18 protein-coding genes are annotated in these 18,623 nt (G+C 62.9%); 7 read left to right on the top strand and 11 right to left on the bottom strand.

Features of this window, described 5'->3' with window-relative positions:
- Window positions 1-2: 2 nt before the first annotated feature.
- From ACP2YP_RS21610 to gltX, 6 genes are all read right to left on the bottom strand, one after another.
- Window positions 3-860: a carbohydrate ABC transporter permease gene (locus tag ACP2YP_RS21610; RefSeq protein WP_426418375.1), complete on the bottom strand. Its 858-nt coding sequence runs from the start codon at window positions 858-860 to the stop codon at window positions 3-5.
- A complete protein-coding gene (locus tag ACP2YP_RS21605; protein ID WP_426426223.1) occupies window positions 853-1,728 on the bottom strand; it encodes a carbohydrate ABC transporter permease in 876 nt (291 codons plus the stop codon). The genes ACP2YP_RS21610 and ACP2YP_RS21605 overlap by 8 nt, the downstream gene beginning before the upstream one ends.
- 50 nt (window positions 1,729-1,778) lie before the next feature.
- Window positions 1,779-3,065, bottom strand: a complete 1,287-nt coding sequence (locus ACP2YP_RS21600; RefSeq protein WP_426418374.1) for an ABC transporter substrate-binding protein — start codon at window positions 3,063-3,065, stop codon at window positions 1,779-1,781.
- Between the two features lie 55 nt (window positions 3,066-3,120).
- Complete coding sequence (locus ACP2YP_RS21595) at window positions 3,121-4,299, bottom strand: ROK family transcriptional regulator (protein ID WP_426426221.1); 1,179 nt, start codon at window positions 4,297-4,299, stop codon at window positions 3,121-3,123.
- Between the two features lie 288 nt (window positions 4,300-4,587).
- A complete protein-coding gene (gltA, locus tag ACP2YP_RS21590; protein WP_426418373.1) occupies window positions 4,588-5,892 on the bottom strand; it encodes a citrate synthase in 1,305 nt (434 codons plus the stop codon).
- 189 nt (window positions 5,893-6,081) lie between these two features.
- The gene (gene gltX / locus ACP2YP_RS21585) at window positions 6,082-7,512 is read right to left on the bottom strand and encodes a glutamate--tRNA ligase (protein WP_426418372.1); all 1,431 of its coding nucleotides are present in this window, start codon (window positions 7,510-7,512) and stop codon (window positions 6,082-6,084) included.
- A gap of 67 nt (window positions 7,513-7,579) precedes the next feature.
- Between gltX and ACP2YP_RS21580 the strand changes: the two genes are divergently transcribed.
- From ACP2YP_RS21580 to ACP2YP_RS21560, 5 genes are all read left to right on the top strand, one after another.
- On the top strand, window positions 7,580-8,167 hold the full coding sequence (locus tag ACP2YP_RS21580) for an NAD(P)H-dependent oxidoreductase (RefSeq protein WP_426418371.1): 588 nt from the start codon (window positions 7,580-7,582) through the stop codon (window positions 8,165-8,167).
- 78 nt (window positions 8,168-8,245) lie between these two features.
- Complete coding sequence (locus ACP2YP_RS21575) at window positions 8,246-9,925, top strand: glutamine--tRNA ligase/YqeY domain fusion protein (RefSeq protein ID WP_426418370.1); 1,680 nt, start codon at window positions 8,246-8,248, stop codon at window positions 9,923-9,925.
- Window positions 9,926-10,016: 91 nt separating this feature from the next.
- On the top strand, window positions 10,017-10,250 hold the full coding sequence (locus ACP2YP_RS21570; RefSeq protein ID WP_015685840.1) for a DUF2171 domain-containing protein: 234 nt from the start codon (window positions 10,017-10,019) through the stop codon (window positions 10,248-10,250).
- Window positions 10,251-10,398: 148 nt separating this feature from the next.
- Window positions 10,399-11,373 carry an IS1595 family transposase gene (locus ACP2YP_RS21565; RefSeq protein WP_426426220.1) on the top strand — a complete coding sequence of 325 codons (975 nt, stop codon included), beginning with the start codon at window positions 10,399-10,401 and terminating at the stop codon, window positions 11,371-11,373.
- 151 nt (window positions 11,374-11,524) lie between these two features.
- A complete protein-coding gene (locus ACP2YP_RS21560; RefSeq protein ID WP_426418369.1) occupies window positions 11,525-12,106 on the top strand; it encodes an ATP-dependent Clp protease proteolytic subunit in 582 nt (193 codons plus the stop codon).
- Here ACP2YP_RS21560 and ACP2YP_RS21555 read toward each other — a convergent pair.
- Window positions 12,083-12,253: a hypothetical protein gene (locus ACP2YP_RS21555; RefSeq protein ID WP_426418368.1), complete on the bottom strand. Its 171-nt coding sequence runs from the start codon at window positions 12,251-12,253 to the stop codon at window positions 12,083-12,085. The two genes, ACP2YP_RS21560 and ACP2YP_RS21555, sit on opposite strands and share 24 nt — an antisense overlap.
- Here ACP2YP_RS21555 and ACP2YP_RS21550 point away from each other — a divergent pair.
- Together ACP2YP_RS21550 and ACP2YP_RS21545 are read left to right on the top strand one after the other, a co-directional pair.
- Window positions 12,252-12,845, top strand: coding sequence for a hypothetical protein (locus ACP2YP_RS21550; protein WP_426418367.1), 594 nt, complete (start codon window positions 12,252-12,254; stop codon window positions 12,843-12,845). The genes ACP2YP_RS21555 and ACP2YP_RS21550 overlap by 2 nt on opposite strands.
- 382 nt (window positions 12,846-13,227) lie before the next feature.
- Window positions 13,228-15,513, top strand: coding sequence for a ComEC/Rec2 family competence protein (locus tag ACP2YP_RS21545; protein ID WP_426418366.1), 2,286 nt, complete (start codon window positions 13,228-13,230; stop codon window positions 15,511-15,513).
- Between the two features lie 10 nt (window positions 15,514-15,523).
- Here ACP2YP_RS21545 and ACP2YP_RS21540 read toward each other — a convergent pair whose 3' ends face one another.
- From ACP2YP_RS21540 to glp, 4 genes are all read right to left on the bottom strand, one after another.
- Complete coding sequence (locus ACP2YP_RS21540) at window positions 15,524-15,958, bottom strand: hypothetical protein (protein WP_426418365.1); 435 nt, start codon at window positions 15,956-15,958, stop codon at window positions 15,524-15,526.
- A gap of 191 nt (window positions 15,959-16,149) precedes the next feature.
- Complete coding sequence (locus ACP2YP_RS21535) at window positions 16,150-16,353, bottom strand: hypothetical protein (protein WP_426418364.1); 204 nt, start codon at window positions 16,351-16,353, stop codon at window positions 16,150-16,152.
- A gap of 177 nt (window positions 16,354-16,530) precedes the next feature.
- Window positions 16,531-17,232: a transcriptional repressor LexA gene (gene lexA / locus ACP2YP_RS21530; protein ID WP_426426219.1), complete on the bottom strand. Its 702-nt coding sequence runs from the start codon at window positions 17,230-17,232 to the stop codon at window positions 16,531-16,533.
- A gap of 177 nt (window positions 17,233-17,409) precedes the next feature.
- A complete protein-coding gene (gene glp / locus ACP2YP_RS21525; protein ID WP_426418363.1) occupies window positions 17,410-18,621 on the bottom strand; it encodes a gephyrin-like molybdotransferase Glp in 1,212 nt (403 codons plus the stop codon).
- Window positions 18,622-18,623 lie beyond the last annotated feature (2 nt).

Genomic DNA, 18,623 nt, shown 5'->3' with positions numbered 1-18,623 from the left:
CATCATTTGACGGCCCCGGCAGTGAGGCCGCGTACGAAATACCTGCCGCCGAAGAGATAGATCAGCAAAGTGGGGAGCGCGGCGATGATCACGGCTGCGCTCTGCACGCCATGCTGGGGGATATCTGCGACCGCGGCAGACAGCGCGATGAGCGCGGCCGTCACGGGCTGCTGCCGGCCGGTCGTGAATGTCACGCCATAGAGGAACTCGTTCCAGATATGGGTGAACTGCCAGATCACGGTGACGATCAGGATGGGGGACGAGAGCGGCAGGATGATGCGCCAGAAAATACGGAAGAACCCGGCGCCGTCGATGCGCGCGGCCCTGATCAGTTCGTGTGGAATGGCGACATAATAGTTTCGGCAGAACAGCACCGTGAAGGAGAGCCCCTGGATCGTGTGAATCAGCACGAGACCCGACAGCGTGTTGATGAGCCCGATGTCCCGCAGCACGATGGTCCAGGGCAGCAGGCGCATCTGCTGGGGCAGGAAGAGGCCGAGAGTGACGATGCCGTAGATCCAGTTGTCGCCGCGAAAACGCCAGAGCGACACGGCGTAACCCGCGACAGCACCGAGCAGGGTGGAGAGGATTGTCGCGGGAATCGTGACGAGCGCGGAGTTCAACATGTAAGGCCGGATGCCGGCGCAGGTCTCGGCGACGCAGAAGCCGCTCCAGGCCAGAGCGTAGTTGCTCCAGGCCAAATGTTGCGGCCAGCCGATCATCGAACTCTGCGCAATTTCCTCATTGGTCCGGAGCGAGTTCAACACGACCACGGCCAGCGGCGCGAGATAGGCGGCCGCGAACAATGTCACGATGAGATAGATCAGAATCCGGCTCGGGGCGAAGCTTCGGTCACGCATGGGTGGCCTGCCGTCGCTGGACATAACGCCACGCTGCATAGGGCAGCAGCACTGCGAGCAGAATGAGCAGCATGAGCACTGCCGCCGCCGCCCCGCGCCCGAGCTGGCTGCGCTGGAACATCAAATCGTAGACGACGAGGGCCGGTAGCTGCGTCGCGATTCCAGGCCCGCCGTTGGTGAGCGCGCGGACGAGGTCGAAGGCCGAAATCGCGAACTGCAACTGGACAACGACGACGGTGATGGTGATCGGCCAGAGCGTCGGCAGAATGACGCGCCGATAGGTTCGGAACGGTCCAGCGCCGTCGATCTGCGCGGCCCTGATAATGTCAGCGTCGACGGAGCGAAGGCCGGCCAGGAACAGAGCCATGGCGAAGCCCGAGGATTGCCAGATCGCAGCGATGACGATGGTCCAGATCGCCATGTCGCGGTTGACCAGCCAGTCGAAGTGGAACGAGCTCCAGCCAAGGTCATGGACGAGCTTCTCGATCCCGATACCGGGATTGAGCAGCCAGCTCCACACCGTGCCGGTGACGACGAACGAGACCGCGAGGGGGTACAGGAAGATGGTACGCAGCACGTTCTCGCCGCGAATGCGCTGATCGAGCAGGATCGCGAGCGCGAGACCGGTGATCAAGCTCAGCAGCACGAAAGCGATACCGAACAGCAGCAGATTGTCGAAGGCGATTTGCCAGTTCCGCGACGCCAGGACCGCATTGTAGTTGCGCAAGCCCACCCAGCCCGAGACCGGAATAAGCGTGGATGGCGTGAACGAAATCCAGATGGTCCAGATCGAAAACGAAATGAGGTGCGCTGCGGACAACAGCAGCGGCACCCAGATCATCAGATATTCGGGCAGCCGGCGCACCATGTCAGAGGTCGCCGGCCGGCCCGGTCGCGTTGCGGTCGAGACGGCGTTGGTCAACGTGCGCCCTCGACGGCCTCGGCGAGGCGGGTGACGGCCTCCTCCGGCTTGATCGTCTTGTTCTTCACATATTCGGTGAACACGTCGATCATCGCAGCGGTCAGGCCGTTTTCCTGCGCCATGTTGTGCGCAAGGCTCAGGACGGCCTGATTGTTGGCCACGGCATCCTTGAGTGCGGCTGCAGTTCGCCGTTGACCATCCGACCAGCCCTCACCGGACAGATCGACATCGGTGCGCACGGGGATCGATCCCGTGATTTGCGAATACATGGTCTGGATCGCTGGATCCATGACAAGCTGGGCCATCAACGCCTGGCCAGCCTGCAGATCGGGTTCTTTGCGCTGCCAGAAGATGAACGCATCGGCATTCAGCAGGAACACCGGCTTGCCATTGTCGCTGGGTCCTGGCGCGATGACATAGTCGTCGAACTTGAAACCGGAGCTTTTCAACACGCCCTGTGCCCAACCGCCCATGATCATCATGCCCATGTCGCCGTCGACAAAGCGCTTCAAATTGGTGGCATAGGGTTGGGCGCCGACATTGGGGTCCATCCACTCGGTGATCTTGCGCATCTGTGCGAAGGCAGCCTTGATCTCGGGACCCTCCAGGGCCTTCTTGTCGAGATTCATGATGGCTGCGCGGTACGCTGTCGGGCTGATGCCGGCGAATGAGGCCTCGAATTTTTGCCCATCGTCGGCGCGGGTGCCGCCGTTGGCGATGGGGTAAGTGATGCCGGCCGCTTTCATCTTCTCGGCAAGAGCATTGAAGTCAGCCCAGGTGACCGGCGGCTTGTCGGCCTTGGCCTTGTCCATCGCGCGTTTGGAGAGAAACAGCATGTTGGTGCTGTAGATCTGCAACGGCAGCGCGATCCACTTGCCCGCAGGCTTGTGCAATTTTGCAAGGTCGGGCGCGACGACCTTTTCGTAACCGGCGGCAGCGACAACGGCGTCAAGATCGACGGTCGGCGCAATCTTCGACCAGGCGGCAATCTCGGGCCCCTTGAGCTGGGAGCAGGCCGGCGGATCGCCGGCGATGATCTGGGCGCGCAGCTTGTTCATCATCTCAGTGGTGAATCCGGGGACGGGCGAGTGCTGCCAGATGCCGCCTTTCTCCTCGAATTTCTTGCCGAGCGCGGTGATCGCCGCTCCGTCGCTTCCTGCGGACCATTGCGAGATCGCGGTCAGGCGCGGCTTGACTGCGCCTTGCGCGCGAGCAAAGGCCGGCAGCGCGAGCGCGACAGCAGATCCAGCGAGCAGACGGCGCCTTGTTGTTGTGATCGGCATGGCAACTTCCTCCCGGGTGTGAACTCTCTTTTGCGCGAGAGTCGCGCAGGCTATTTCAGGCGGCCTCCGTCGATGCGGCCGGCATGCCGCCGCTTCGGGTCAGGCAGAGCGCGGCGAAGGCGAGTGCGGCCTGCGGATCGTTGCCCATCGAGGGCGGCACGAAGGCGAGCGACACCTGCGCCAGTTTCCGGCCGCCCAGCAGGCAGGAGTCGATCCCGTCGATAACGGCCTTGCGATCGTCCTCGGCGAGCAGCGATGGCCAGCCGCTGACGACAACGCCGCGGCATGGCTTGACGTTCAATGTGTTGCCGATGGCGAGGCCAAGCCTGAAGAGGCGCTGGCGCAATTCCTGGCGCACCCGCGATGTAAGGGGGATCGTGGTCACCCATTCGCTGCCCGGCTGGAGCAGTTCGGCTTCGGTGACGCGCAGAAGCTCGGCCAGCGCCGGCAGCGACGTATAGGCTTCGACGCAGCCGTGATGTCCGCAGCGGCAACGCGGGCCGTCGGTTCCGAACACCATGTGGCCGAGTTCGACCGGGTCGAGCGCGTCGTCCTCGATCGGATCGTCCACCCAGGCGCCGGCGACGCCCTGGCCGACGAAGACGAACAGATGCGCATCGCTGAACGGATAGTTCTCGGTGCGGCAACGGTGAAAGGTCGCGTGCGCCACCACCGAATTGATGAAGGTGACTGGCACGCCCGCGAACAACTCGCCGAACATGTCGCCGATACGTTCGACGTCACAGGGAATGATGGGGTTGCCTGATACGCTCAGGCGGCCGAGGCCAGGAACGGTAACGCCGATTTGTGCCAGCCTGATGCGGCGCCGGCGGGTCCAGTCGCGCAGCAATGCCAGCGCTTCGCCAAACACCCGGCCAACGGATTCGACGGTCGGCTTCTTCGGCAGCGGCACGCGCTCGGTGTAATGCAACTCCCCGGACAGGCCGCCAACGCCGACGCTGAGCCACTGGCTGGTCAGCTCGAGGGCGGCAAGCGCCACCGTACCATCGAGCAACACGAGACCAGTCGGGCCGCCGACATAAGGGGCCGGGCGGCGCACTTCCTCGATCAGCCCTTCGGCCTTCAGGTCGAACAGGATGCGCGACAGGCTTGCTTCGGACAGGCGCACGGCGCGCGCCAGCGGCGGCCGGAACGAGCCGCCGGACTGGAGCAAATGAGTCAAAATGGCAGCGCGCGTCTGCCGCCGACTTCTCGGCTGCTCCGGCATTTCCATCCCTGTCGTCATTCTTACTTAGTGTAAGAATTTGCGCGTGGAGCACTTCAACTGTCAAGCGCTCGCAGGCGTGATGCGCCGACTTGTTGTTGTGCGCGGCAGCAAGATTGGAGCGCGGTCCAATCAGTTTCGTAGGGTGGGCAAAGCGCAGCGTGCCCACCATTTCTGGCTCCGATGCTGGAGAGGTGGTGGGCACGCTGCGCTTTGCCCACCCTACAAGGTCGCTGCAAAAACAAAAACGGCGCCATCCGGAGATGGCGCCGTTTCGAAAGCCGTGATGGCTAAGACTTACTTGCGATCCTTGATCGCGACGTAGTCGCGGCGGGTGACGCCGGTGTAGAGCTGGCGCGGACGGCCGATCTTCTGCTGCGGGTCCTCGATCATCTCGCTCCACTGGCTGATCCAGCCGACGGTGCGGGCGACCGCGAACAGCACGGTGAACATCGAGACCGGGAAGCCCATCGCCTTCAGCGTGATGCCCGAATAGAAGTCGACGTTCGGATACAGCTTGCGGTCGATGAAGTACTGGTCGCTGAGCGCGATCTTCTCGAGCTCGAGCGCCACCTTCAGCATCGGATCATCACCATGGCCGGTCTCCTTAAGAACGGCGTGACACATCTTCTGCATGATCTTGGCGCGCGGATCGTAGTTCTTGTAGACGCGATGACCGAAGCCCATCAGGCGGACTTCGGAGTTCTTGTCCTTCACCTTGGCGATGAATTCGGGGATCTTGTCCACGGAGCCGATCTCGGCAAGCATCGCAAGCGCGGCTTCATTGGCGCCGCCATGCGCCGGGCCCCAGAGGCAGGCGATGCCGGCGGCGATGCAGGCGAACGGGTTGGCGCCGGAGGAGCCGGCGATGCGCACCGTCGAGGTCGAGGCGTTCTGCTCGTGGTCGGCGTGCAGGATGAAGATCTTGTCCAGCGCGTCAGCGAGCACCGGATTGATCTTGTACTCCTCGCACGGCACGGCGAAGCACATGTGCAGGAAGTTCTCGGCGAACTTCAGCGAGTTCTTCGGGTACACGAAGGGCTGGCCGATCGTGTACTTGTAAGCCATCGCGGCCAAGGTCGGGATCTTGGCGATCATGCGCATGGAAGCGATCATGCGCTGCTTCGGATCGTTGATGTCGGTGCTATCGTGATAGAACGCGGCGAGCGCGCCGACGGAAGCCACCATCACGGCCATCGGATGGGCGTCGCGGCGGAAGCCCTGGAAGAACCGGGCCATCTGCTCGTGCACCATCGTGTGATGGATCACGCGGTCGTCGAAATCCTTCTTCTGCGCGGCGGTCGGCAGATCCCCGTAAAGCAGGAGATAGCAGGTCTCGAGGAAGTCGCCGTTCTCGGCGAGCTGCTCGATCGGGTAGCCGCGGTATTCCAGCACGCCCGCGTCACCGTCGATATAGGTGATCTTGGACTGGCAGCTCGCGGTCGAGGTGAAGCCGGGATCGTAAGTGAACAGGCCGGACTGGCCGTACAGCTTGCCGATATCGATGACATCAGGTCCGACGCTGCCGCTGTGAATCGGAAGATCGAAATTCTTGTTTCCGACCGTCAGCGTGGCGGTCTTATTGCTTGCGTTTGCGTCCATCAGAGGTCCCCGATGTGTGGTGAAACGAGCCGGAGCCGGTGGCCCCGATGAGATGGCGGGGCAGGCCGGATATTCCAGAAGGTACGGCCAAGATGGGTATATTATTGCCGTGTGCGCTGCAAGATGGCGCCGCGCATGGTCGACTTACGTCGTAGCCGCTCTTGGCCTAATCCTTGGTTTAGTCTTGGCCTAGTCCTGGGCCTGATCCTCAAGCCGGCCCAGACTTTCCTGGCGTCCCAGCACGTCCAAAACCTCAAATATACCAGGCGACGTGGTCCGCCCGGTCAGCGCCGCCCGCAACGGCTGCGCGACCGCGCCGAGCTTCAGACCATTTTCCTCGGCAAAAGCGCGAAGCGCGGCCTCCGTGCTGGCGCCGCTCCAGGTCTCGACATTCTCCAGCGCGGAATGCAGCTGGCCGATCAGCTTGCGGTTTTCCGGCGTCAGCAGGGCTGCGGCCTTCGGATCGAGCTCCAGCGGCCGATCGGCGAAGATGAAGTATGCGCCGTCGATCAGCTCGATCAGCGTCTTGGCGCGCTCCTTCAGGGCCGGCATGGCCTTGAGCAGCTGCGCCCGAGTGCTGTCGTTTAACTTGGCCTTGATGTCGTCGCGGCTGGGCACGACGTGGTCGAGCACGTCCTCGAACGCCTTCACAAGTGATTGATCGTCGGCGTGGCGGATATAGTGGCCGTTGAGGTTTTCCAGCTTGGCGAAATCGAAGCGCGCCGCGCCGCGGCCGACATTGGCGAGATCGAACGCTGCGATCATCTCCTCGGTCGAAAAAATCTCCTGGTCGCCATGGCTCCAGCCGAGGCGGACGAGGTAGTTGCGGAGCGCGGCCGGCAGGTATCCCATGGCGCGGTAGGCATCGACGCCGAGCGCGCCGTGACGCTTGGACAGCTTTGAGCCGTCCGGACCGTGGATCAACGGGATGTGGGACATGCTCGGCAGCGCCCAGTCCATTGCATCGTAGATCTGCTTCTGGCGGGCGGCGTTGATCAGATGGTCGTCGCCGCGGATGACATGGGTGACGCCCATGTCGTGGTCGTCCACGACCACCGCGAGCATGTAGGTCGGGTTGCCATCGCCGCGCAGCAGGACGAGGTCGTCGAGGTTCTCGTTCTGCCAGACCACGCGGCCCTGGACCTGGTCCTCGATCACGGTCTCGCCGGTCTGTGGCGCGCGCAGGCGGATGGTGGGCTTGACGTCAGACGGCGCCGTGGCGGGATCGCGGTCGCGCCATAGGCCGTCATACAGGCGGGTGCGGCCCTCGGCGCGCGCCTTCTCGCGCATGGCGGTGAGCTCCTCGGCGGTGGCATAGCAGCGGTAGGCTTTGCCGTCTGCGAGCAACTGCTCGGCGACCTCGCGGTGGCGGGCGGCGCGGCTGAACTGGTAGATGACGTCGCCATCCCAGCCAAGCTCCAGCCATTTCAGCCCGTCCAGAATCGCGCCGATCGCAGCCTCGGTAGAGCGCTCCCGGTCGGTGTCCTCGATCCGCAGCAGCATCTTGCCGCCGTGCTTCTTCGCATAGAGCCAGTTGAACAGCGCGGTGCGGGCGCCCCCGATATGGAGGAAGCCGGTCGGGGAGGGAGCGAAGCGTGTAACGACGGAAGATGTGTTCATTGACCGCGCAGGATAAGGAGGGTGGTTGACGGGCGACCGTGTATCATAGGGCCGGGAGATTGTGCCAATGCTAATCCAGGTCGTTCATAGCCATCCACTCGCGGATAGCTACAACCATGCGCTGTTTCATACCATTGTCGAGACGTTGAAGCCTCGACACGAGGTGATCGCGACCGATCTTTACCGCGAGGGTTTTTCCCCGGCGATGACGGAGGCGGAGCGGCGCAGCTACTATCAGGGCCCCTATGCCGAGGACGCCATGGCGCGCCTCATCGGGCACGTACGGCGCGCAGATGGCATCATCTTCTGCTTTCCGCACTGGTGGTTTTCGATGCCTGCCATGCTCAAGGGCTATTTCGACCGGGTCTGGGCGCCGGGTACGGCATTCGCCCACGATCTGAAGGGCGGGCGCATCAAGCCGCTGCTGACCAACATCCGCCTGTTCGGCGTCGTGACGAGCTACGGCTCCCCTTGGTGGCTGAGCCGGATTGTCATGCAGGACCCTGGCCGCAAGGTGCTGCTCCGCGCGCTGAAGCCGATGTGCGGGCCGCGTGTCCGGTCGTTCTATCTGGCGCATTACGATATGGATCGCTCCTCGCGGGCATCCCGGGCTGCCTTCGTCGAGCGCGTTCGTGCCAGGATCGCTGAAGTTTGATCGGGAAGTGGGCATGGGACTTGGCCTAGGGCCTCGAATTTGGCAGAAGGGCCGCTGATTTCCCTACAGGATTTTCGGATGAGCACAGAACCGGTGGCAGCTGAGGTTGGGCGCGATTTCATTCGCGACATCGTCCAGGCCGATCTCGACGCGGGCAAATACAGGGAGATCGTGACCCGGTTCCCGCCGGAGCCGAACGGTTACCTGCATATCGGCCACGCTAAGTCGATCGCGCTCAATTTCGGCATTGCCCAGGAGTTTCCGGGCCGCTGCCACCTGCGCTTCGACGACACCAACCCGGTCAAGGAAGAGCAGGAATATATCGATTCCATCCAGGCCGACGTGCACTGGCTCGGCTACGACTGGGGCAAGAACCTGTTCTTCGCCTCTGACTATTTCGACCGCCTGTACGAATGGGCGGAGAAGCTGATCCGCGACGGGCTCGCCTATGTCGACGACCAGTCCCAGGAGGAGATCCGCCTCGCGCGCGGCACGCTGACCGAGCCCGGCAAGAACTCGCCGTTCCGTGACCGCTCGGTCGACGAGAATCTCGACCTGTTCCGCCGCATGAAGGCGGGCGAATTCCCGAACGGCGCGCGCGTGCTGCGGGCCAAGATCGACATGTCCGCGGGCAACATCAATCTGCGCGACCCCGTGCTGTATCGCATCCTGCATGCGCACCATCCGCGCACCGGGACCAAGTGGAGCATTTATCCGAGCTACGACTATGCCCACGGCCAGTCGGACGCCATTGAAGGCATCACCCATTCGATCTGCACGCTGGAATTCGAGGATCACCGGCCGCTCTATGACTGGTTCATCGAAAAGCTGCCGGTGCCGTCGAAGCCGCACCAGTATGAAATGGCGCGGCTGAACCTGACCTACACGCTCTTGTCCAAGCGCGTGCTGACCCAGCTCGTCCGCGACGGCCATGTCGCCGGCTGGGACGATCCGCGCATGCCGACCATGGCGGGCATGCGCCGCCGCGGCGTGCCGCCGGCTGCGCTCCGCGAATTCGTCAAGCGCATCGGCGTGGCCAAGGCCAACAGTGTGGTCGATGTAGGCATGCTCGAGTTCTGCATCCGCGAGGAGCTGAACCGCACGTCGCAGCGGCGCATGGGCGTGCTGCGGCCGCTGAAGGTCGTGATCGAGAACTATCCGGAAGGGCAGACCGAGGAGCTCGAGGCGATCAACCATCCTGATGATCCCAGCGCCGGCACGCGGAAGATCACGTTCGGCCGCGAGCTCTATATTGAGCAGGACGATTTCATGGAGAACCCGCCCAAAAAGTTCTTCCGCCTGTCGCCCGGCAACGAGGTGCGGCTGCGCTACGCCTATTTCATCAAGTGCACCGGCGTGATCAAGAACGACGCCGGCGAGGTGGTGGAGCTGCGCTGCACCTACGATCCCGCGACCAAGGGCGGCAACGCGCCCGACGGCCGCAAGGTCAAGGCGACCATGCACTGGCTGCCGGCGGCGAATTCGGTGCCTGCGGAGATCCGCATCTACAACCAGCTGTTCGCCGATCCGAGCCCGGACGCCTCGAATTTTGCTGCCGACCTCAATCCGAACTCGCTGGAGATACTCTCCGATGCGCGGATCGAGGCATCGGTTGCCGAGAGCAATTCGGCTGAGCCGATGCAGTTCGAGCGCCAAGGCTATTTCGTGCGCGACAAGGACTCAAGGCCGGGCAAGCCGGTGTTTTCACGCACCATCGGCCTGCGCGATACCTTCGCGAAGGAAGTCGCCAAAGGCTGACGGGCCGAGTTGTCACACGGCATCGTCATTCCCGTGAAAGCAACGAACGCGCCCCCGGCGCGTTGTGTGGGTCCCCAATCAAGGATCCCCCATGCAAAACATCGCAGAGCATATGGAAGTCATCGGTGCCGACGGCGTCCATGTCGGCACCGTCGACAAGGTCGAAGGCAACCGCATCAAGCTGACCAAGAAGGACAGCGGCGAGGGCAGCCACAAGGGCCACCACCATTTCATCGACAAGGGCCTCGTCGCCGGTGTCGAGGGCAACAAGGTCCGACTGTCGGCCAAGGCGGATGTCGCCGTGACGATGGAAGAGGAAAAGTAGGGCTGCGGCCCCTTCGTTCCTGATCCGTACCGCTATTCGGCCGGGGATTATATACTTGACACCACAAGGTACTGGGTATAGTTTCCTTGACGTGGATCACGAACGAACCGTGTCCGAGGAACAGACAGTGCCCGCAGCCAAACCGCCCATCAAGAACGCCAGCTTCAATGCTCCTCACTTCCAGAACGTCGAGGCTGCGCGGACCTATCTTGAAGCCCTCCGCTGGGGCACTGATCGCGTTTGCCCGCACTGCGGCGTCGTCAATGGCTCCTATGCCACCAAGAAGCCCGGCGTCTACCGCTGTGCCTCCAAGGAGTGCCGTAAGGACTTCTCCGTCACCACCAAGAGCGTGATGGAAAGCAGCCACATCAAGCTCAACGTCTGGCTACAGGCGTTCTACCTAATGGCATCGAGCAAGAAGGGCGTCAGCTCGCACCAACTCCACCGCACCTTGGGCATCACCTATAAGTCCGCCTGGTTCCTCTCGCATCGCATCCGTGAGGCAATGCGCGCTGGCGGCCTGCTCCCCCCGATGGGCGGCGGCGGCAAGCCGGTTGAAGTGGACGAAACGTTCTATGGCTTCCTTGAGGGCCAGCCCAAGAAGGGCCGCCTCGCTTGGTCGAACAAGAACGTCATTCTTACGCTTGTGGAGCGCGGCGGCTCAGCCCGCAGCTTCCATATCGATGGAACGCGCACTGGCGACATCATGCCCATCATCCGCGCCAATCTCAGCCGTGAGGCGCACCTGATGACGGACGAAGCGCCGTCCTACAAAATCATTTCCAACATCGAGGGCCTGAGCCACGACACCGTGACGCATAGCAAGGATCAGTATGCCCGCTATCGCAACACGGTGACTGACAAGCTGCGCGACGACGGCAAGCCGATTGTCGTTACCACCACCATCAGCACCAACACCGTCGAGGGCTATTATTCGATCTTCAAGCGCGGCATGAAGGGCGTCTATCAGCACTGCTCAGAGAAGCACCTTCACCGCTATCTTTCAGAATTCGATTTCCGCTATAGCAACCGCGTTGCGCTCGGCATCGAGGACGGGGAACGTGCGGACCTTGCCATCAAAGGCGCGGCTGGCAAGCGTCTGACGTATCGACAAACTAACTGAGCGGGACTTTAAGCGATTGGCCCGGCGCTTCCTGCGCTGGCGAGCCAATCGTTATCCCCAGCCCAAGCCTAGGCCGCGATTCGTCAAATACTGGCGGACGCGCTAGGTTGTGCCCTCTATTTTTCGCAACCGCATTCATTCGAGAGACAACATGACCGATACTGCCGAACCCCAAGCGGCTCAGCCGCCTAATGAAGTCTACGGCATCTTCGCCGGTCCTATCGATCAGGCCGCCGTAAGTCGAGTTGGCAATGCTGCCGCCGTTACCACCAACAATAGGATCACACACGTTCATTTGGCATTCCAGACCGCCGGCGGCACCGTGGCCGACGGAGTCGCCCTCTACAATATATTTCGCTCTTTCCCCATCCCATTGACGCTCTACAGCATCGGAAGCGTACAGTCGGCCGGAGTAATTGCCTTCCTTGGCGCGGCAAACAGGGTTTCCAGTTCGCTCGCTACTTTTATGATTCATAGGACAACCTCACCGGCTATTGGAGCAACGTCAGATCGCCTTGAAGCCATGACGCAAAGTGTCTTGAAAGATGATGCTAGAACCGAAGCAATTTTCACAGCGTCAAATCTGAACCTAACAAAAAAGCAAAAAGAAACGCATCGTTTCGCAGACCTATGGTTCACGGCTGAGGAAGCTGCGAAAGCAGGCCTTATTCAGAGCATCAAGGAATTCGGCCCGCCGAAAGGTGTACAGTTATTCTTTCTTGGCCCTACGTGATTCATTTTTCTTCGGCTTCACCTTCGGCTTTTCCTTCAACGGCTCATGAGGCGTTTTCAGCGCGCCACGTAGCGCAGCCTCGAAACGCTCTTGCGCTTCTTTTTCGTCGTATTGGCCCGTTTCCTTTGTCGATTTGGAGTCATTCATGATGTTGATGCCATGCTTTGAGATTCCAAACCAAGCCAACGAAGAGGGCAGAATTATCGGGCTAATCCTGGTTGGATACGGCGAACTCGAAACCACCCTCTTGGCGTGCCTTGTCGGGGCAGAATATCAGCTCGATACTCCTGTCAGGAGCCTCTTCAAAGATACGAACGCGGAACGCCGCGTCAAGGAAGCGAAGAGGCTACTTCTACCGGATTACGCAAAGGCCGGGCTAGAGGCGGACCTAAAAGAAGCTATCAGCGATCTCAATTGGTGCCGAAAGACGCGCAACCAATATGCCCATTGCCAATGGGGCTGGACGCAGCTGGATGGGCTTTTCTTCGTCAACCTTGAGCAATTGGCTACTCAACCAGCATTGATTACTAACTTAATGGCAAATCCCTTGTATTTGGATCTGCCCTTGCTCCAAGCACAACTCGAATTCTGCGCCTATGTCCGCCAATGCTTCATGTATCTGAGCGAGGCTTATAAATCATGGGATCGGGCTCAGTCGGGGGCTCCACGGTCCACCCCGATCGTCTCAAAGCCGTCAAAAAGAACGCGGCCCCAGAGGCATAATCTTCGGCCTCGATAGATTTCCCGCACTCTATGCCGACCTCGACCGCGGCATGATGGAAGGCAGTATCGGGCAGCCGGCGCCACTGCCGGTCAAAAACGAAAGCGATGTCCATGCCACCAGTCCGGCCGAATACCGCAAGCGGATGCGCGCGCGGATAGTAGCCGTGCCTAAGCTCTGGCTCCTCTACTGCCAGAGCGTCCGTCACAAGGGCGGCAGCATAGTTGGGATCAATCTCGGGCGCGCCAGCGTTCGGCACCGAAGCACCGTCCGCAGGCTCGGAACTACATTCCGCGGGATGTGGTGTCAAGTATATAATCCCCATTCGGCCGCCTGCACGTTCCGGTAGCCTCTGGACCCGTCGCGTATCGCAGGGTTGCTAAGGCAGGGTTGCTAAGGAATGGCGGAGCCGGGCCGGCCACAGCGTGCCTCGCAGGGTATCGCCGGGACTTGGCCGACGACCGGCCGGGCCGCGCCTGCCGGCGGCTTTGTGCCGGCGGGCTTTGGCGTTTGGCCCGCGATCTTAGGGACGCTGCGCGAATGGGCAAAGGCCGAAGCCGGCGCCGGGCGACTGTTTCCCTGGGTACCGATCGCCTTCGGCTGCGGCATCGCGCTCTACTTTGCCGCCGATCATGAGCCGGTGCTGTGGGTCGTTGCCCCGATGGCGGTGGCGCTGGCGTTCGGGGCGGTGTTGTTGCGGCGGAGCCGGTGGTTTGCGCCGGCGATCATGATCGCGGCGGTGGCAGCCGGTTTTGCCATGCCGACGTGGAAGACGACGCGCATCGCGCACAATGTGCTCGCAAAGCCGCTTTATTCGGTGTCGCTGTCGGGTTTCGTCGAGACCCGCGACATCCGCGAACGCACCGATCGCTTCGTGCTGCGCGTCACCGCGATGGAGGCGCAACGCAGCGACGTGAAGCTCGAGCGTGTCCGCCTCTCCGTGCGCAAGGGCACGGCGCCGGACGTCGGCAGCTTCGTCCAGTTGAAGGCGCGGCTGATGCCGCCGCTCGCGCCGCTGCGGCCGGGCAGCTACGATTTCTCGCGCGACATGTTCTTCCAGGGTATCGGCGCCTCCGGTTTTGTGATGGGCGCAATCAGTGCGACCGCGCCGCCCGATGCCGGCGGCCTGCAGCTGCGCTATGCGGCGGTCATGCAGGGCCTGCGCGATGCCATCGACGCGCGCATCCGCGCCACGCTCGATGGCGACAACCGCGCGATCGCGACTGCGCTTTTGACCGGCCGCCGCGATGCGATCACCACGCCCGTCAACGACGCGATGTTCATCTCCGGCCTCGGCCATGTTCTGTCGATCTCCGGTTACCATATGGCCGTCGTCGCCGGCGTCGTCTTCTTCGCGGTTCGCGCGCTGCTGGCGCTGATCCCCGGGCTGGCGGTCGGCTTCGCAATCAAGAAATGGTCGGCCGCAGCGGCACTGGTCGCGTCGGCGTTCTATCTGCTGCTCTCGGGCGCGGAGGTCGCGACCCAAAGGTCGTTCTTCATGACCGCCGTGGTGCTGATCGCGGTGATGGTCGATCGCCGCGCGATCACATTCCGCACGCTGGCGGTGGCGGCGTTGATCGTGCTTGCGGTCGCGCCTGAGGCGCTGGTGCATCCGAGCTTCCAGATGTCGTTCGCGGCGACGCTCGGGCTCGTGGCGCTGGTGCAAATCGGCATGCCGAACCTGTTTGCCTCGCCCGATCATTCGACGACCGCGCGCATCGCGCTCTGGGGCGGCCGCGAGATCGCGATGTTGTTCATGGCCTCGATGATCGCGGGGTTTGCGACCACGCCCTATGCCGCCTTTCATTTCCACCGCGTGACGCCCTACGGCGTGCTTGCCAATCTCGGCGCGATGCCGGTGGTGTCGGCGCTGGTGATGCCAGCTGGACTGCTGGGATTGCTCGCGGCCCCGTTCGGGCTCGACAGTGTGTTCTGGTGGCTGATGGGAATCGGGATCGACTGGATGGTGGCGGTGTCACGCTGGGTCGCCGCGTTGCCCGGCGCGATCGGCCATGTCGGCGCCTTTGGCATTGCGCCGCTGATCGGTGCGAGCCTCGGCCTGGTCCTGATGGGCCTGCTGCGCACGCCCCTGCGCTGGTCGGGCGCCTTCGTACTCATGGCGGCAACCGTCTGGGGTCTGTCGGTCCGGCAGCCCGACATTCTTATCGCCGGTGACGGCCGGAGCGTCGCAGTGCGGGGCAGGGACGGGCAGCTGCATCTGATGAGGACCAACAAGGACAATTTCCTGATCAAGGAGTGGCTCGCGGCGGACGCGGACCCGCGCGATCCCGCCAGCGCCTCATTCAGTGACGGCGTGTCGTGCGACGAGTCCGGTTGCGTCACGCCGCTCGCCGACGGCCGGATGATTGCGCAGGCGCTACGCATCGACGCGCTGAGCGACGATTGCAGCCGCGCGGCACTGGTGGTGACCGCAAGGCCCGCGCCACCGGATTGTGGTGCGATGGTGGTCGATCGGCTGCGTCTCGCGCGCCAAGGCGCGCTGGCGCTGACGCAGCGTGGCGACGGTTTTACGATTGCGTCGGTGAAAGCGAGGGGCGCAAACCGCCCCTGGTCGCCGGCGGCGGCCGGCGATGGAGATTTCGAACTGACCCTCATGCCGCGGTCCGCAACTCCGCGCGTCCGGGATGCAACACCGTCGGAAGCCGATCTTCAGGCCGAGGACTGAGACCGACCCTTTAGCCGATCGGCAGACGCGGGGACGTCGAGTGGCTGTCGGCGATGACCTGCGGCTTGTGCTCGCGCTCGCCAAGCGGCTGGGTCACGGGCAGCTGCAGCACGGTTGCACGCTGACCTTCGACGAGCTGCGTCACCAGGACGTATTTGCCGTCGGGAAATTCGATCGCGTCGTGATGACGATCGGGAATGTGCGGATCGACCTTGCCGAACTTGCCGACGCGCGAGTTGACGGTGCGCGTCCAGATCCAGCGATTGTCGTAGCGGACGTTGTCGGCGAAGGCGAGCTCCGTTCCCGGCAGCAGGCAGACTGCAACGGACATGTCGGCCTCGGAGGCGAAGCCGCGCGTCGAGGTGCCGCGGAACGTTGTCGTGACGATCGTCTCGCCAACCTCTGCGGGACGCGTCGCGACGGCATGCAGGCTATAGTCACACATCGGGTGCTCCTCAATCAGGATAGAGCACCGCGCCCCTTCTGAGGCGCAGGCCTCTATCAGAGTGGAAGTTAGCAAGCGTCTGCTTGGTTGTGGGCAAATCTGCGGCTTGGATCCGCAAGCCACCATCACAATATCTTTTTCAAATATGCGAGGAACAAAGCCTGCTCCTGTGCATTTGGAGAGCCGTTCGGTCAACGGCCTGCGGGCGCTGACCAGCCCGAATACTGCCAGGCCGGCTGTGTCGGCTGCGTGACGGCGTTGCGGGCATCGCGGAATTGCTCGCTCGTTGCCTGCGACGCTTTGCGGGCGTGGTGCTGCTTTTGTGCAGCGAAGCCTTGCGACGCTGATGCTGCGATCAGCGCCGTTGCTATAGTGCTCAATGCGATTTTGCGCATGGTGGTCTCCTCGGTCTCTCAAAGGCCGGCGAAGCGATGCGTGCTTCGTTGTGGCGTGCCGAGGATGTAGGGCTGAAGAGGGGGCCGGATAATCTGTGCAAAACCAGAAAGACTATCCAGCCGGAGCGGACAATCGTCCGCTCCTATCGTTGATGGCGGTCGTCGATTGCGACGCGCTCAGTACTTCCGGTACAGCCCGATCAGCTTGCCCTGGATCTTGACCCGGTTGGGCGGCAGGATACGGACCTCATAGGCAGCATTCGCCGGCTCGAGCGCAATCGAGGCGCCGCGGCGACGGAAACGCTTCAACGTCGCTTCTTCGTCGTCGATCAGGGCGACCACGATGTCGCCGGTGTCGGCGCTCTCGTTGCGCTGGATCAGCGCCATGTCGCCGTCGAGAATGCCGGCCTCCACCATGGAGTCGCCACGCACTTCGAGCGCGTAGTGCTCGCCCGAGCCGAGCATGTCGGGCGGGACGCTGATGGTGTGGCTGCGGGTCTGCAACGCCTCGATCGGCGTACCAGCCGCGATCCGGCCCATCACGGGCACTGCGACGGGACGCTCACCCTCCTCGGCGAGTGGGCTCGAGGTCGTGCGCACCTTGCCGAGATTGCCTTCGATGACGCTCGGCGTGAAGCCGCGGCGGGTGCCGGCGGCGGCCTGAAGTTCGGGCAGCTTGATCACCTCGATCGCGCGGGCGCGGTTGGGCAGGCGGCGGATGAAGCCGCGCTCTTCGAGCGCCGTGATCAGGCGATGGATGCCCGATTTCGAGCGCAGATCGAGCGCGTCCTTCATCTCGTCGAAGGAGGGCGGCACGCCGCTTTCCTTCAGGCGCTCGCTGATGAACCGCAGGAGCTCGTATTGTTTGCGCGTTAACATCTCGACCAAAGTCCCCCGGTTGATGTCGTTCGATTCCGAGACCGCTGAATTCAGCAATAAGCCGCTCCACGCTCGAAACAAATCATGAACGGACACTATATGTTCGATACATGTTCCGCAACTGCTTAATTTACCGTGAACGCGACAAAGTTCGCGGAACGGTTGCGAACGATGCGCTCAGACGGGCAGTCGCAGCACCTCGCAGGGCGCTCCCGCTTCGGCCTTCGGTGCGAACGGTGTGCGCACGAGAAGTGCCTGTGCCGCAGCGAGATTCGCAAGCAGCGAGGAGTCCTGGTGATTGACGGGAAGGGCGATCAGCGTGCCGTCATCACGCACATCGAGGCGGGCGCGCAGATAATCCTCGCGCTGGTCATTGGCGCCGACGTCGCGGCCGAGCACGGCGCGTTCGCGTCGATGATGAACCACGGAACGGCCCGACAACGCGCGAATCAGCGGCACCATGAACAGGAAGCCGCAAACGTAGGATGACACGGGATTGCCGGGCAGGCCGATCACGCGCATCGCCCCGAGCTGCCCGTTCATCATCGGCTTGCCCGGCCGCATCGCGATCTTCCAGAACGCCATCGAGGTGCCTTCGTCGCGGAGCGCCTGTTGCACCAGATCGTGGTCGCCGACCGAGGCACCGCCCGTCGTAATCAGGATGTCGGCGCCGGAGTCGCGCGCGCGGCGGATGCCGGCGGTGGTGGCGGCAAGCGTGTCGGTGGCAACTCCGAGGTCGATGGTGTCAGCACCCTCGCTGCGGGCGAGCGCGTGCAGGGCGTAGCCGTTGGAATAAACGATCTGGCCATGGCCGGGCGTGGTGCCCGGCATCACCAACTCGTCGCCGGTAGCGAGAATCGCGACCTTTGGACGGCGGCGGACCGCAAGCTGCGGGTGATTCATGCCGGCGGCGAGCGCGAGGTCGCGCTCGGTCAGCCGGGCGCCCTTGCGCAGCAGCACGTCACCCTCGGAGAAGTCGATGCCGGCCGGGCGGATGTGCCGCCCGGTGACGGCTGCCTCCTTGATCGCGATGCGCTTGCCATCGGCGACGGTGTCCTCCTGGATCACGACCGCATCGGCGCCGTCGGGAACGACGCCACCGGTGAAGATCCGTACGGCTTCGCCGGCGCCGACAGTTCCTGCAAACGGACGGCCGGCGGCGACCTCGCCGATGACGTTGAGCTGCGTATCAATCTTGGCCGCATCGGCCGCGCGCACGGCATAGCCATCCATCGCCGACATCGCCTGCGGCGGCTGTGTGCGCCGCGAAGCGACGTCGCGCGCGAGCACGCGATGGAAGGCCTCGTCGAGCGCGACCGATTCCTCAGGTAGCGGCTCCGCACCCGCGAGCACGGCAGCAAGCGCATCGGAGACCGGCATCAGGGCCACGG

It is taken from the genome of Bradyrhizobium genosp. A, assembly GCF_049949275.1.
GTDB lineage: Bacteria > Pseudomonadota > Alphaproteobacteria > Rhizobiales > Xanthobacteraceae > Bradyrhizobium.
This window is presented reverse-complemented; position numbering and strand designations above follow the sequence as displayed.